The following is a 14,504-nucleotide window of genomic DNA, read 5'->3' as shown; positions in this document are numbered from 1 at the left end:
GAAGAACCCGCCTGGGGCTTTGGAGGCGCCGCTTTTTTGGGCTTCTTGGCTTCCCGGTTCGATCTCATCTGTCCTTTAGCCATTATATCCTCCGCATGGGTTCATTGTGGTGGAGATGGTCGGAGTAGCGGGATTTGAACCCACGGCCCTCAGTCCCCCAGACTGATGCGCTACCAGGCTGCGCTATACTCCGACACGGGCGGAATATAGCGCCGCCGCCGCCGAGAATGCAATCTTTCCCGGAGGGCTTGCGCCGGAAGACGCAAATCAACCGCCAACGCCCAGCCGCGCCAGGATGGCGAGCAGCAGGATCGCGACGATATTGATGATCTTGATCATCGGATTGACCGCCGGGCCGGCCGTATCCTTATAGGGATCGCCGACGGTATCTCCCGTCACGGCGGCCTTGTGCGGGTCGGAACCCTTACCGCCATGGTGGCCTTCCTCGATATATTTCTTGGCGTTGTCCCAAGCGCCGCCGCCCGACGTCATCGAGATGGCGACGAACAGGCCCGTCACGATGGTCCCGAGCAGCATGGCTCCCAATGTGGTGAAGGCTTCGGCCAGATCGACCGTCGCATAGACCACCAGGAACAATATGATCGGCGACGCGATCGGCAGCAGCGACGGCACGATCATTTCCCTGATCGCGGCCTTGGTCAGCATATCGACCGCCACGCCGTATTGCGGCTTGGCGGTGCCTTCCATGATGCCGGGGATTTCGCGGAACTGGCGGCGCACTTCCTGCACCACCGATCCCGCCGCGCGTCCCACCGCCGTCATGCCCATCGCGCCGAACAGATACGGGAGCGCGCCGCCGATAAACAGGCCGACGACGACGAACGGATTTTGCAGCTCGAACTTGACTTCGACATGCGGAAAGTAATGCGCGAGGTCCTCGATATAGGCCGCGAACAGCACCAGCGACGCGAGTCCGGCGGATGCGATCGCATAGCCCTTGGTCACGGCCTTGGTGGTGTTGCCGACCGCGTCGAGCGCGTCGGTGGTCACGCGGATATCCTTTGGCATATCCGACATTTCGGCGATGCCGCCGGCATTATCCGTCACCGGACCATAGGCGTCGAGCGCGACGATCATGCCCGCAAGCGCCAGCATCGTCGTCGCGGCGATGCTGATCCCGAACAATCCCGCCGTCATATACGACGTGATGATGCCAAGGCAGATCACGATCACCGGCAAGGCCGTGGATTCCATCGATACGGCAAGCCCCTGAATGACGTTGGTGCCGTGGCCGTTGACGGAAGCCGCCGCGACGCTGCGCACCGGGCGGAATGCCGTGGAAGTGTAATATTCGGTGATCCAGACCATCAGCGCCGTGACCGCGAGCCCGATCAGCGAGCAGGTCATCAGGCCGCCGCCGGTGATGATCTTGCCGCCGACTTCGCCAAGCTGCCGGTCGAAGCCGAGATATTCGCTGGTAATGCCGTAGATCAAGGCCGCGGAAGCCAGGCCGGTGGCGATGAGTCCCTTATAAAGAGCGCCCATGATGTTATTGCTTTTACCAAGCTGAACGAAAAACGTTCCGCCGACGGAGGTAACGATGCAGGCGCCGCCGATCAGCAGCGGATAGACCATCATGACTTCCCGCATATGGCCGGTGAAGAAAGTCGCCGCCAGCAGCATGGTCGCCACCATCGTGACGGCATAAGTCTCGAACAAATCCGCCGCCATGCCCGCGCAGTCGCCGACATTGTCGCCGACATTATCCGCGATCACGGCGGGGTTGCGGGGATCGTCCTCGGGAATGCCGGCTTCGACCTTGCCCACCAGATCGGCGCCGACATCGGCGCCCTTGGTGAAAATGCCGCCGCCCAGCCGCGCGAAGATAGAAATCAGGGAAGCGCCGAAACTGAGCGCCACCAGGGCTTCGATGATGGCGCGAATGTCATCGCCCTTCCAGGCCATCAACACGAGGTAATAACCGGCCACGCCCAGCAGCCCCAGCCCCACCACGAGCATGCCGGTGATCGCGCCCGACTTGAACGATATATCGAGAGCCGGCTGCAGACCGCGCTGCGCGGCGGCTGCCGTGCGCACATTGGCGCGCACCGAGACATTCATACCGATATAACCGGCCACGCCCGACAATACCGCGCCGATGATGAATCCTATGGCGACGTGAAGCCCTAACACCAGACCCAGGATCGCGCCGATGACGGCACCTACCAGCCCGATGGTTTGATATTGACGGTCAAGATAGGCTCTCGCCCCTTCCTGGATCGCGGCGGCGATTTCCTGCATCCGCGCATTGCCCGCATCGGCAGAGAGAATTTGCCTGCCAATAATGATCCCGTATAACAACGCCGCAGCGATACCGCCAAAAATGACAAGCATATCAATTTGTTGCATCGGATTCTTCCTCGATTTGTTTCGGATATGAAGACAGGAAGGGAGGCGTCTTGAACGGCCTTGCGCCGCGCTGAAAATGTGGGCGGAGAATGCCCAAAGGCCGATGCAAAAGCAAGAGGCTGCAACGATAGGACGCGGAACATCAAATCAAGCAACGAACATTACGAATTGTTAACAATCGCCGGGCATCTTTATGCTACGATATCGAGTCGAAATTTAGGGTGAAGCATGCGGCCATGGACACCAGGATTGCCAGAAGCGGACTCTGAATCTTCGGGAATGGGCGAAATAGTGGTGGTGCCCTCGACGCCTGGATATACGCCCGACAGAACCATAATCAAAGAGGTCAGGGAGGAACTGCTGCCCGTCGTGCCCAGCGGCCGCAGAAGACAGCCCAAGCCATCCCCAAAACACAATATCCACTAAAAAATTAGGGGTCGCGCTCAGACCTGCCGCTGGGCGACGGCCTGGATCAGGACATCTTCGACCACGCCCTTGCCCATGATCTCATCGGTAGCGGCGGTGACTTGGCGTTTGATGAAATCGATATTCACGATCGTGCCATGCTGCATATTCTTGCCGTCGAGCTTGCCGTATAGCGCGCGCATATAGGCATCGACCAGTCGCGGCAGCCTTTCGCGCACATCGTCCGACACATTGGTGTCTTTCACCTGCAGCGAGACGATCATCGTGATGATCTGCTGCGGGCCTGCGTCGGTGACGACCGGCAGAATAATCGGGCCGATGCTGACATACACTTTCTGGCCGCCCAGACCGCCGGTTTCGCTGGATTTGGGCGCGCCTTCTCCGGGCTTGGCGACGGTCTTCTTTTTTTCGGCGGCAAAAGCCGGTTGCGCCAGCAACAGCACAAGCGCGCATGCGGCAATCCAGGCGAGCGTCTTATTTTTATCTTTTATCAACACGTTCGGCCCCGATGCCTGAATAAGGTTTATGCACTTTAACCGATCCGGTTGAAGGAATGCTTAACAGCCGCGCCAATCTCCATCGCAATCTTCTAACGCGTCCCCTTGACCCACATACCCCCATGGGGTATCATAGCGGCATGTATCCCACAGCAGACAAGAAGACCGTCACCCAGCTCCGCCGCATCGAGGGGCAAGTGCGCGGCATCCTCGGCATGGTCGAGGAAGGCCGTTACTGCATCGACGTGCTGACGCAGATTGCCGCTGTCCGAGCCTCCCTGCACCGGGTAGAGAAGGATATCCTGAAAAACCATATATCCTGCTGCGTCGGCGACGCTTTCCGGCATGGCAATGCCCGCGAGCAGCGCGGCAAGATCGACGAACTGGTGACAACCCTCGCGAAGCTGAGCAAATGACCGACATGACAAGCCACGCCTACAAGATCGAAGGCATGCATTGCGCGTCCTGCGCCGCGATCATTGAAAAGACTCTCGCGAAAATTCCCGGCGTCGCCCGCGCCGAGGTCAATTACGCGACCAGCGGTGCTAAAGTGGAATTCGACGGCGGCCAGACCGGCCCCAAAGCCATGGAGGCCGCCATCGCGCCGCTCGGCTATCATCTGGTCGTCGAGAAAACTGAAAAGACCGCAAACGACACAGCGGCGGAGCCGGACATGCCGCCGGAAGTCGCGGCGCTGCGCGGCAACGTGATTGCCGTCATGCCGCTTGCCGCCATCAGCATTTTCATCATGACGTGGGAAATGCTGGGGGAAGCAAATCCATCCTTCGCGATGTCAGCAACGATCAAATATTTTTTCCATCATCTGTTGCCGGTTATGGCGACCTACGCGCTGTTCGCGGTAGGGAAGCCCTATCTCGCCGGAGTTTACCGTTTCATTCGCTACGGCGCGGCCAATATGGATACGCTGATCGGCCTCGGCACCGGGGTCGCCTATATCTACAGCTTTATCGTTACCGCGTTCGAGGAATCGCTGCGTCCCTATATCAATGTCGAGCATAATTATTACGACGCCGCCATCGTGGTGATCGCCTTCATCACGCTGGGTAAATATCTCGAAGCCCGTGCCAGGCTGAAAACCGGCTATGCGATCCGGCAATTGCTCGATCTGCAAGCCAAGACCGCGCGTGTCCTGCGCCAGGGCGTGGAGACGGAAATCCCCGTCGAGCAAGTCCTCGTCGGCGACGTCATCGTCGTCAAGCCGGGCGCGAAGCTTCCGGTCGATGGAATTGTGCTCGAAGGATCATCACATATCGATGAATCGATGATAACCGGCGAACCCGATCCGGCCGCGAAGAAACCCGGAGACACCGTCACCGGCGGCACGATCAACGGCACGGGCAGCTTTACGTTCCGCGCGACGAAGGTCGGCGCCGATACCATGCTGGCCGCCATCGTGCGCATGGTCGAAAACGCGCAGAACAGCAAAGCGCCGATTCAGGCCTTAGCCGATAAGATTGCCGGCATATTCGTTCCGATCGTTCTGGTTCTGGCTCTGCTGTCTTTTGCGGGTTGGCTGATTTTCGGCATTCCCGCGCTGGGTTTCGCGCAGGCTTTCTCCTATGCCGTGACCGCCATGGTCAGCGTCCTGGTCATCGCCTGCCCCTGCGCGCTGGGACTCGCCACGCCCACGGCCATCATCGTCGGCGTCGGCAAGGGCGCACGCGAGGGCATTCTCATCAAAGACGCGGCAACGCTGGAGCGGCTGCAAAAGGCCGACATCATCGTCTTCGACAAGACCGGCACGATCACGAAGGGCAAGCCTGAGCTGGTCAACATTAAAAACTTCACGGCGCAGAAGGACGAAGCCTATCTGCTTGCCATCCTTGCCGCGCTGGAAAATAAATCGGAACACCCCTTGGCGCATGCGATCATGGTCTATGCCGCGGCGCACGGGATCACGCCCTCGACGGTCGAAGACTTTGCCGCCATCGAGGGCAAGGGCATTAAGGGCAAGATCGGCGGCGCGGAATATTTCGCCGGGAACGCGAAATTGATGGAGGATTTGCATCTTGCCGTCGAGGAAGACGCCATCGCCGCCGGAACGCGGCAGGGGAAAACGCCGGTTTTCCTTGCCACGCATGAAAAAATCCTCGGCGTTTTCCTGATCGCCGATACCGTCAGGCCGGAAGCGGCGGCGGCGATCGTCAATCTCAAGCGGCTGGGCATGACCCCGGTCATGCTGACGGGAGACGATGGCAATACCGCCCGGCATATCGCCTCGCAGGTCGGCATCAGCGAAGTCGTCGCCGAAGTTCTGCCGCAAGGCAAGCTGGCGAAGATTCAGGAATTGAAAAGCCAAGGCCATATCGTCGCCATGGCGGGCGACGGCATCAACGACGCGCCCGCGCTGGCCGAGGCCGATATCGGCATCGCCATGGGCACCGGCTCGGATATCGCCATCGAAACCGCCGGACTTACGCTGCTGAATGGCGATTTGACTAAGCTCGTCAAGGCGGCGCGGCTTTCCCGCATGGTAATGCGCGGCGTGAAGCAGAATTTATTCTGGGCCTTCATATATAATCTCGCCGGAATTCCGCTTGCCGCGGGCGTATTTTATCCGCTCTTCGGCTCGATGCTGTCGCCAGCCTTCGCCGGAATAGCCATGGCCTTTTCCAGTGTCTCGGTCGTCGCCAATTCCCTGCGGTTGAAGGCCATGCGGCTATGAGCAGCCCGGCCACCCATCTTTTCCACGTCACGGGCATGCATTGCAAAGCCTGCGTCATGCTGATCGAAAGCGATCTCGGCGATGCGCCCGGCGTCGAACGGGCCAAGGCGTCGCTGCGGCTGCATCAAATCGAAGTCACGGGAGATTTTCACGGCCATGAGCGCGCCGAACTTGTCCATTCATTAAACGCCTATATCGAGAAACACGGCTATCGCCTGTTCCTGGAAAAACAGAAGAAACACATCGCATGGCGCGAAGTCGCCATAGCCGCGCCGCTGGCCGCCGGATTTCTCGGCCTGTTCATCCTGCTGCAAAAATCTGGAATCATGAACCTAGCGGGAATGGAAAACGTCAATTACGCGAGCGCTTTCATTATCGGGATTATCGCGTCGCTTTCCACCTGCATGGCCGTGGTCGGCGGCCTGACGCTTTCGATCTCGGCCAATTTTGCCAAAACCGGCGACAAGATCGCGCCGCAATTGCTGTTCCATGCCGCCAGGCTTGCCGCGTTTTTCGCGCTCGGCGGCATCATCGGCGTCATCGGCGCGGAATTTCCGCTGGGACTGACCGGCATGATGGTCTTGAATATCATGACGGCGCTCGTAATGCTGATCCTCGGCGTCAATTTGCTCGACGTCATGCCGTGGGCCGATAAATTCCAGCCCGCGCTGCCGCGCTTCATCACCGGACATTTGCTGGAATGGAAACAGATCAACCACACGCTGACCCCTGCCCTACTCGGCGCGGCGACGTTTTTCCTGCCTTGCGGCTTCACGCAATCGATGCAGATTTACGCATTATCGACCGGCCATTTCTGGGCGGGAGCCGCGATCATGCTGAGTTTCGCGCTCGGCACGCTGCCGGTTCTCGGCTTGCTCAGCTTCGCTTCGCTAGGCATCCACGGCAAAAAGATGTCCGGCATATTCTTCAAAACCGCCGGATTGGTCGTGATCGGCTTCGCGGCCTACAATCTGGCGAACGCGCTGGCGGTCGCCGGACTCATCAAGCCTATAAGGATATGACGATGAAAAAAACGAAATGCGCGCTGCTTGCCCTTGCCCTCGCCGGAATGACGGCATTCCTTGTCGCGCCCTCCATAGCCTATAGTGAAAATATCCCGGCGGCTCCAGAGAAGCAGCAAACGATCACCATCAGCGCCAAGAACGGCTATGAGCCAGAAACCTCCACGGCCAAGGCGAATGAGCGGCTCAAACTGCGCGTCGTCACGGAGGCGACCTTCGATTGCTCGACCACGCTGGTCATTCCAAGTCTCGGTTACAAAGCGCGCCTGCCATCGACCGGTTTGACCGAGATCGACGTTCCGCCGCAGAAACCCGGCACGGAACTCACCGGCCTGTGCGGCATGGGAATGTATAGTTTTACGGTCAAGTTTGTGGAGTAGGAAGCGCCCGTCGCAGCCAATGGCGCAGGATCCGCCACGTGAAATGCGCCGCCACATACAAGTAGGAAAGCGGCGCGGCGCGGCACATAAAGCGGCGCTTGATCGCCATCCTGTGGGCGTCGGCGTCGCGCGCGGCTTTGATGGCGTCCGTGTAGAAAGAATTGATTTTCGCCGCTTCCATGCCCGGCGTTTTCAGCCAGTCGGAAACATGCTCGCGGAGTTGCACGACGTCGGACAAAGCGCAGCTCAGGCCCGTTCCCACCGACGGGCAGGAAATCCTAAAGGCGTCGCCGATGAGAACGACGCCATCGCGAACGGCATCGTCGTTCCTGGAAAGCTCGACGCCAAGCACAGCAGCCTTTCCGATCCATTCGCAGCCGTCCAGCCAACGCCGCAGGCCGGGCTGGATGTCGAGCAAGGCCGGCAATCCCCGGCCGCGCAAATCATCAAGGCGAGGATCGCGGATATCCGAGAACATGAAAAGATTCCCGCGCATCGTCCCGTCGTCTAGAGGAAACAGCGTCAAATAATCGACGCCGTCGCCGAAGCGTTCGCCGTAAGCGATGAGTCCGGGAAAGCGGAATCCCGCAGCCGGGGGCCGAAGTGAAAATCCGACGCAAATCGTATCTTGAGGATGCAGCTGGCGGCGCTGAAACCCAAGCTTGCGGCAAAGCGCCTCACCCTGTCCGGTCGCCAGCACCACCAGGCGCGCGCGGATCGTCTCGCCGTCCGTCAGAACGACTCGTTGCCTATCGCCGCTCAATTCGATATCCGCGATGCGTCCCTGCTTGAAAACCCCGGCAGGCATATGCGCGCGCAACAGGTCAATCATATCGGGATAGAGTAAGCCATATTCCTCGACCTTGCTGCGATCGATGACATGTCCGCCCCTGGTATTGATGAATTCCGGGATCCGCACGGACGCAGCCTTAAAGACGTCAAGCATGCCGAGCTTTTCGAGCAAATCGACCTGGTCGCCGGATAATTTTTCCGCGCGGAACAGCGTGCGGGGGCTTGCGGCGTGAATATCGACGAGCATGACCTTATGGCCCGCGCGTCCAAGCGCGATGGCGGCCAGAGACCCAGCGAAACCGGCGCCGACGATCAGAACGTCCACCGCATCCGTTTCCGCCGCCATGGCGTCATTCTGGACCTCAATTGAGTCGTGCCCCATACTTGGCTCCCTGGCAAAATGAAAGCGGCGCTATGCCGTTTCCGGCGCGCGCAAGCGCCAACGAGAGCCATCGCGCTGAAGATATTGCTTGGCCATCTTTTTGAGGCGCATATAACACGTCAGGGCCAGAGCGGCGGCCCAGCCGACCGCGTCAGCGGCTCGAAGGCGTAATAAAGATTGCTTGGCGCCGTGCCAAAATCCTTCTTATAGGCCTCGTCGCCTATCGTAATATCGAAAAAGCCGATCCCATGATCGAAGCAATATTTGACCGACTCTCGTATGACGAGGCTTCCCAGAGAATATCTCTGCCACTGGGTGCCCAGATATGTCGGCAGAATGACGTAAAACACGCCTCCATGAATAAGGGCGAGCATGGTGCCGATGACCGTGCCGCCGATCCTCACCGCGCCAAGATTGAGGAATTCTCTCGGAGCCTCGTCCACGACGGACTCGTAATACCGGCGATAGACGGGATCGGCCATAGTGTTGGACCAGCCGGTTACGTCGCAGCGCGCCTGTCTTTGTTGAGCCAGAATGTCGAATACGGCGCGCTTTTCGTCCTGGGTCTGCGCGGCGGCATATCCGATTTCGCCATGCTTCGCCAGGCGGCGTACTTTCTTTTCAAGGGATCGCATGAAATCGGGAGAGGCGACATGCGCGTCGTATTCGGCAAGCGTCGGAGGCAAAGGGGTGCCCCAGGCCGCGACATCCATGACCGTCGCGTTCATGCATTGAAGCAGCGGGTTCGGAAAACCGGCGATGAGATGCGGCATTTTTATAAGCCTTAGCATGGATCCTTGTCCAAGCGCCGCCTTGACGGCGCGCCAAAGCTCCCGCCATTCGGAAGCGCCAGGATCGAAGCCTTTGGCAATGAGGGGAGCGTTATAGTCGCTAATGCCGCCATCGGCGAATTCGATGACGGTGAGTCCATAAAGCCGCCGCGAGCATAACGGCAGCAGCATCACGGGAAGACCGCTGGATTTGTCGCGGACAAGCACGAAAACAGGCGTCGCATTCAGGTGCGGCGCCAGAATCTTGTAAAAGGGCAGCAACCACGCTCGCGTTTGAAACGCCGTCAACAAGCCTTTTGATTCAAGATGCTCCCAATCGCCTTGCACGGCGTCGATATCGCTGGACACCTCAATGCTGAAGTCGGCGGACGGCAATGAAATACCTGCGAGGATGGAAGAAGACCAGAACCGCGCAAAATAATAAAACTTATTCAAAAAGATATCGTTAATAAATGATCGCAAGCTAGGGTGCGGCACCTATTCAATATGCCGAAGCGGCGAGCCGGATTTTCCGTCATTGCAAAATATGCGCCTTCCACAAGAGGGAGAGCATCGCTCAGTCAACTTAACGGAAATGATTGGAAAGTCTTCTTGGTCGCGGGACAGCGCTGCCTCAACCAGTCCCCCTTCGCTCCGCTTCGCGGAGCTTCGGTGGGACACTCGGTTTTTCTAATCTCGCTATGCTCGATAAGAAAAACCGGTGGTGGAGCTGATGAGGATCGAACTCACGACCTCGTCATTGCGAACGACGCGCTCTCCCAGCTGAGCTACAGCCCCACCGCATGGAAGTGCATGAATTATGAGCCGACACCCCCTCTTGTCAAGCGGCAAAGCCGGGAAAATGCTTCATATCGACGCTTAATCAACGGCTTGCCAGTTTCCTTGCCTGGGGCTAACCTTGCCCGAACCCGAAACTGAGGCGCCGCCATGATATCCCTGTTTATCATTATCGATATGGTTATCGGCCTTTATATGTGGGTGCTGATCATCAGCGCCATCCTGAGCTGGCTGATCGCCTTCAATATCGTCAATACGCGCAACCAGTTCGTGCTTGGGATCGCGGATTTCCTCGCGCGCGTCACCGAACCGGCCCTGCGGCCAATCCGCAAGATGGTTCCGCTGATGAACGGGATCGATCTGTCGCCGCTGGTGCTGTATTTCGCGCTCATGTTCCTGCGGCTGCTGATCCGGAACAACCTTCCCATGATGGGCATTTATTGATGCCTGCCGCCATCATCGACGGCAAAGCGAAAGCCGCCGCCCTGCGCGGCGAGGTGGCGCAGGCGACCCTGAAATTGAAAGCGGCGCATGGTTTCGCACCAGGACTTGCCGTCGTTCTGGTGGGCGACGATGCCGCCAGCCAGGTCTATGTGCGCAACAAGGAAAAAGCGGTCGCCGAAGCGGGCATGAATTCATTCCCGCATTATCTGCCCGCCAACACTTCGCAAGCCGAACTGCTTAAGCTTATCGAGAAACTGAACGCCGATCCGCTGGTGCATGGCATTCTGGTGCAGCTGCCTCTGCCCGCCGCTATCGACGAACGCGCCGTCATCGAGGCCGTCGATCCGGCCAAGGACGTGGATGGCTTTCATCCGATCAATGCCGGGCGACTGATGGCGGGCATTCCCGGCCTCGTGCCGTGCACGCCGCTGGGATGCCTGATATTGCTGAAAGCAGTGCATGAAAAAATGGCCGGCCTTCACGCCGTGGTGGTCGGCAGATCGAATATCGTCGGCAAGCCGGTGGCGCAGTTGTTATTGCAGGCCGATTGCACCGTAACCGTGGCGCATTCGCGGACGAAAGACTTGCCTTCGCTGTGCCGCATGGCGGATGTTCTGGTCGCCGCCGCGGGAAAGCCGGAAATGATCCGCGGCGACTGGATCAAGCCGGGCGCGGCCGTGATCGATGTCGGGATCAACCGTATCATGCAGGATAATGGCAAGGTCAGGCTGGTTGGTGACGTGGCATATGAAGAGGCGCTCCAGCATGCCGGCGCGATTACCCCCGTGCCGGGCGGCGTCGGGCCGATGACGATCGCCTGCCTGCTGCGCAACACGTTACAGGCCGCCTGCGCACAACGGCATATCGATTTTCCGCGGAGCCTCGCCGCATGATTACCGCCTATTACCGCCAGGACGGCAAAATCGAAGCCCGGCAAATTGCGGCGGCCGATCCGCTGCCTCATGATTTATGCTGGCTCGACCTGCATACGCCCGACGACGAGGAACGCGCCGCCGTATCCCGCGCCCTTAACATCGACGTCCCGACGCGGGCGGACACGGAAGAAATCGAAGCGTCCAGCCGTCTTTACGTCGATAACGGCGTCATTTATCTAACCACGGCGGTTCTGGTCGGCACGGACACGTCCGATCATGAGATGGCCGACCTCACGCTGATCGTGACGAAACAGCATCTGGTCATCCTGCATTTCTCCGAGCCGAAATCGGTCGCCATTTTCGCGGCGCGCGCGCGGCGCGATCCGTCGCTGGTCGCCAATCCCAACAATGCCGTTCTGGCCTTCATGGACGCGCTCGCCGACCGTACCGCCGACATGCTGGAGCTGACCGGACGGCGCGTCGACGCGCTCTCGCGGCAGATTTTCAAGCGCCCGGCCGCGCGCGCCCATGGCACGGCGCGATTGATGCGGCGCCATAACGATAACAGTGGGCCGAGCGAACAGCTTTATGGCTCCAGCCTCAAGGAAATTCTGCACGGCGTGGGCGGCACCGGCGACATCCTGCATCTCAGCTACCATTCCATCAACGGCATGATCCGCATGTCGGCGTTCCTGGCGCAATCGCTCGTCGAGCATTTAAGTCCGGAACAGATGACGCTCATGCGCACGCTACAGGGCGATTTGAGGTCGCTGCACGACCATTCCCAGTTCCTGATTCAGGAGACAACCTTTCTGCTCGACGCCACGCTGGGTCATATCAATAACGAGCAGAACGACATCTTCCGCCTGCTGTCGATGGCCTCGGTGGTGCTCATGCCCTCCAATCTTCTGGCGGGCATCTATGGCATGAATTTCTCCAGCATCCCCGGCCTTCACGGCGAGGCCAGTGTCTGGATCGTGATTGGGATGATGGTCCTGTCGATCGTCACGGCGCTGGTTTATTTCAAGCGCCGCGGGTGGTGGTAACGCTTTCGGGATTCCGGATTCACGCCCGAGGGCACGATCCGGAATGACAGTCTTAACTGTGAGGTACGGCCATGCAGACTTTTGCTTATCCGTTGAGCGGGATCGTTTCTCTCTTCGCGCTCAGCGTCTACTTCGTCGTGACGCTCAACGTCGCGCGGGCGAGGGTGACGTATAACGTCCCCGCGCCGCAGACCAGCGGGCCCGACGAGTTCTTGCGCTATTTCCGGGTGCATATGAACACGCTCGAACAGATGGCCCTGTTCCTGCCGCTGCTGTGGCTCGCGGCGACGAGCGTCAATGACGGCTTGGCGGCGGCGGTCGGCATATGCTGGCCGGTCGGAAGGATCATCTACGCGCGGGCCTATTACCGCGATCCCGCCAAGCGCGCGCCGGGATTCATCGTCGGCATGGCGACGTGCTTCATCCTGGCCGCCCTCGCCGTGACGGGCGTCCTTAGCGCCTTTATCGGCAGTTTTTACTGAAACGCGGTTTCGACGAAGCTGCGGAGCTTGCGGCTGTGCAGGCTTTCGAGACCCTGGTCGCGCAGGATTTCCATCGCCCGGACGCCGATCTGCAAATGCTGGTCGACCTGCTGCCGGTAGAATTTATTCGCCATGCCGGGCAGCTTGATTTCGCCATGCAGCGGCTTGTCGGACACGCATAGCAAGGTGCCGTAGGGCACGCGGAAGCGGAATCCGTTCCCCGCCACCACCGAAGATTCCATATCGAGCGCGATGGCGCGGCTCTGGCTGAAGCGTTCGACCAGGCTGCGATAGCCATGCAGTTCCCAGTTGCGGTTGTCGGTCGTGACCACCGTGCCGGTGCGCATCAGCGATTTCATGTCATAGCCGCTCTTGCCGGTCACGTCGGCGACGGCGGATTCCAGGGCGCGCTGCACTTCGGCAAGCGCGGGCACCGGCACCCAGGGCGGCAAGTCGGCGTCCAGCACATGATCGTCGCGCACATAGGCGTGGGCCAGCACATAATCGCCGAGTTTCTGCGAATCCCGCAATCCCGCGCAATGGCCCAGCATGATCCATGCGTGAGGCCGCAATACGGCGAGGTGGTCGGTCATGGTCTTGGCATTCGCGGGGCCGACACCGATATTGATGATCGTGATGCCGCACGCATTCTCGCCGACAAGATGATAGGCGGGCATTTGCGGCAGGCGTGTCAGTCGCTCTCCGGATGGGGCGGCGTCGCCGAGATTGCGGTTCGGCGTGATGTAGTCGCCCGGCTCGACCAGATATTTGTACTGGCTGCGATAGGCCCGCTGCGCGGGATCGTCGGTCGGCTCCATGATCGCTTGGGCCAGGCGGACGAACTCTTCGACGTAGAACTGGTAGTTGGTCAGAATGACGAAATTCTGGAAATACCCCGGCGAGGTGCCGCTATAGTGCCGCAAGCGGTGCAGCGAATAATCGACGCGCGGCGCGGGGAACATGCCGAGCGGCATGATCCCGTCCGGCCCCGGCGTGAACGTGCCGTTGGCGATGGCGTCATCCATGTCCGCGAGATGCGGCAGGTGGAAATGCTCCGCGAGTCTGCCGATGCGTTCCGGCATCAGGTCGCCTTCGACGTGAACCCCGTCGGGAAAGGCGAAATGAATCGGGATCGGCGTATAGCTGACCCCGATTTCGATGGGCGCATTATGGTTCTTGAGCAGCAAGCGGAACTGCTCGCGGTAATAGCGCGCGAATAATTCCGGGCGCGTCAGGGTGATCTGATACCGCCCCGGCCCGGCGATAAATCCGTAAGCGAGCCGCTGATCGACATACGGCCTGTCCTCGATGGTCATGGCGGCATAAGGATAGGCGATCATGGGGCGGCGCGGCGTGTCTCCGCCCTTGGCATACACCGCGAAAAGCTCCCTTAAATAGGCAGTATTGGCGGCGTAAATCTCAGCCGCGCGCGCGACCGCCTTGTCTGGATCGGTGAAAAATTCGCGTTCGTTGGATGCTGGATTGGTCATGGCTATCGTGACTTCCCATAATCGGCCCCGAAGCTTAAAAGAGT

Annotated in this window: 13 protein-coding genes and 2 tRNA genes; 8 read left to right on the top strand and 7 right to left on the bottom strand. The window is 59.5% G+C overall.

The window, feature by feature from the left end:
• Positions 1 to 116: 116 nt before the first annotated feature.
• The 3 genes from WDO70_11685 to WDO70_11675 form a co-directional block, all read right to left on the bottom strand.
• Positions 117 to 193 (bottom strand) — tRNA-Pro (locus WDO70_11685).
• A gap of 74 nt (positions 194 to 267) precedes the next feature.
• On the bottom strand, positions 268 to 2,370 hold the full coding sequence (locus tag WDO70_11680; protein MEJ0063821.1) for a sodium-translocating pyrophosphatase: 2,103 nt from the start codon (positions 2,368 to 2,370) through the stop codon (positions 268 to 270).
• Positions 2,371 to 2,813: 443 nt separating this feature from the next.
• Entirely contained in the window at positions 2,814 to 3,293 is a 480-nt protein-coding gene (locus tag WDO70_11675; protein MEJ0063820.1) for a hypothetical protein, read from the bottom strand.
• Positions 3,294 to 3,433: 140 nt separating this feature from the next.
• Here WDO70_11675 and WDO70_11670 point away from each other — a divergent pair, with 140 nt between their 5' ends.
• Genes WDO70_11670 through WDO70_11655 form a run of 4 tightly spaced genes read left to right on the top strand, consistent with a single transcriptional unit; the run spans position 3,434 to position 7,381 of the window.
• Positions 3,434 to 3,709: a metal-sensitive transcriptional regulator gene (locus WDO70_11670; protein MEJ0063819.1), complete on the top strand. Its 276-nt coding sequence runs from the start codon at positions 3,434 to 3,436 to the stop codon at positions 3,707 to 3,709.
• A complete protein-coding gene (locus tag WDO70_11665) occupies positions 3,706 to 5,979 on the top strand; it encodes a heavy metal translocating P-type ATPase (protein ID MEJ0063818.1) in 2,274 nt (757 codons plus the stop codon). Before WDO70_11670 ends, WDO70_11665 begins: the two co-directional genes overlap by 4 nt.
• Positions 5,976 to 7,001, top strand: coding sequence for a sulfite exporter TauE/SafE family protein (locus WDO70_11660; protein ID MEJ0063817.1), 1,026 nt, complete (start codon positions 5,976 to 5,978; stop codon positions 6,999 to 7,001). The genes WDO70_11665 and WDO70_11660 overlap by 4 nt, the downstream gene beginning before the upstream one ends.
• Positions 7,002 to 7,003: 2 nt before the next feature.
• Entirely contained in the window at positions 7,004 to 7,381 is a 378-nt protein-coding gene (locus tag WDO70_11655) for a cupredoxin domain-containing protein (GenBank protein MEJ0063816.1), read from the top strand.
• Here the strand turns inward: WDO70_11655 and WDO70_11650 are convergent.
• From WDO70_11650 to WDO70_11640, 3 genes are all read right to left on the bottom strand, one after another.
• Positions 7,365 to 8,519, bottom strand: a complete 1,155-nt coding sequence (locus tag WDO70_11650; GenBank protein ID MEJ0063815.1) for an NAD(P)/FAD-dependent oxidoreductase — start codon at positions 8,517 to 8,519, stop codon at positions 7,365 to 7,367. The two genes, WDO70_11655 and WDO70_11650, sit on opposite strands and share 17 nt — an antisense overlap.
• Before the next feature lie 155 nt (positions 8,520 to 8,674).
• A complete protein-coding gene (locus WDO70_11645; protein ID MEJ0063814.1) occupies positions 8,675 to 9,694 on the bottom strand; it encodes a GNAT family N-acetyltransferase in 1,020 nt (339 codons plus the stop codon).
• A gap of 353 nt (positions 9,695 to 10,047) precedes the next feature.
• Positions 10,048 to 10,123 (bottom strand) — tRNA-Ala (locus WDO70_11640).
• A 150-nt stretch (positions 10,124 to 10,273) separates the two neighbouring features.
• On the opposite strand from WDO70_11640, the gene WDO70_11635 reads away from it, so the two are divergent.
• The 4 genes from WDO70_11635 (at position 10,274) to WDO70_11620 (ending at position 12,970) form a co-directional block, all read left to right on the top strand.
• Entirely contained in the window at positions 10,274 to 10,567 is a 294-nt protein-coding gene (locus tag WDO70_11635) for a YggT family protein (protein MEJ0063813.1), read from the top strand.
• Positions 10,567 to 11,460: a bifunctional methylenetetrahydrofolate dehydrogenase/methenyltetrahydrofolate cyclohydrolase FolD gene (folD, locus tag WDO70_11630; GenBank protein MEJ0063812.1), complete on the top strand. Its 894-nt coding sequence runs from the start codon at positions 10,567 to 10,569 to the stop codon at positions 11,458 to 11,460. Before WDO70_11635 ends, folD begins: the two co-directional genes overlap by 1 nt.
• On the top strand, positions 11,457 to 12,488 hold the full coding sequence (locus WDO70_11625; GenBank protein ID MEJ0063811.1) for a CorA family divalent cation transporter: 1,032 nt from the start codon (positions 11,457 to 11,459) through the stop codon (positions 12,486 to 12,488). The genes folD and WDO70_11625 overlap by 4 nt, the downstream gene beginning before the upstream one ends.
• Before the next feature lie 71 nt (positions 12,489 to 12,559).
• The gene (locus tag WDO70_11620; GenBank protein MEJ0063810.1) at positions 12,560 to 12,970 is read left to right on the top strand and encodes an MAPEG family protein; all 411 of its coding nucleotides are present in this window, start codon (positions 12,560 to 12,562) and stop codon (positions 12,968 to 12,970) included.
• On the opposite strand, the gene WDO70_11615 is transcribed toward WDO70_11620, so the two are convergent.
• A complete protein-coding gene (locus tag WDO70_11615) occupies positions 12,964 to 14,460 on the bottom strand; it encodes an AMP nucleosidase (GenBank protein MEJ0063809.1) in 1,497 nt (498 codons plus the stop codon). The two genes, WDO70_11620 and WDO70_11615, sit on opposite strands and share 7 nt — an antisense overlap.
• Positions 14,461 to 14,504 lie beyond the last annotated feature (44 nt).

The organism is Alphaproteobacteria bacterium, from assembly GCA_037200005.1.
Lineage (GTDB): Bacteria > Pseudomonadota > Alphaproteobacteria > UBA9219 > RFNS01 > JBBCGY01.
Note: the sequence above shows the minus strand (reverse complement) of the source record. Positions and strands in the feature narration are given on the sequence as shown.

Coding starts and splice junctions, on each gene's coding strand:
- WDO70_11680 (MEJ0063821.1), bottom strand. CDS start 2,370: ATGCAACAAATTGATATGCTTGTCATTTTTGGCGGTATCGCTGCGGCG.
- WDO70_11670 (MEJ0063819.1), top strand. CDS start 3,434: ATGTATCCCACAGCAGACAAGAAGACCGTCACCCAGCTCCGCCGCATC.
- WDO70_11665 (MEJ0063818.1), top strand. CDS start 3,706: ATGACCGACATGACAAGCCACGCCTACAAGATCGAAGGCATGCATTGC.
- WDO70_11660 (MEJ0063817.1), top strand. CDS start 5,976: ATGAGCAGCCCGGCCACCCATCTTTTCCACGTCACGGGCATGCATTGC.
- WDO70_11655 (MEJ0063816.1), top strand. CDS start 7,004: ATGAAAAAAACGAAATGCGCGCTGCTTGCCCTTGCCCTCGCCGGAATG.
- WDO70_11650 (MEJ0063815.1), bottom strand. CDS start 8,519: ATGGCGGCGGAAACGGATGCGGTGGACGTTCTGATCGTCGGCGCCGGT.
- WDO70_11635 (MEJ0063813.1), top strand. CDS start 10,274: ATGATATCCCTGTTTATCATTATCGATATGGTTATCGGCCTTTATATG.
- folD (MEJ0063812.1), top strand. CDS start 10,567: ATGCCTGCCGCCATCATCGACGGCAAAGCGAAAGCCGCCGCCCTGCGC.
- WDO70_11625 (MEJ0063811.1), top strand. CDS start 11,457: ATGATTACCGCCTATTACCGCCAGGACGGCAAAATCGAAGCCCGGCAA.
- WDO70_11620 (MEJ0063810.1), top strand. CDS start 12,560: ATGCAGACTTTTGCTTATCCGTTGAGCGGGATCGTTTCTCTCTTCGCG.
- WDO70_11615 (MEJ0063809.1), bottom strand. CDS start 14,460: ATGACCAATCCAGCATCCAACGAACGCGAATTTTTCACCGATCCAGAC.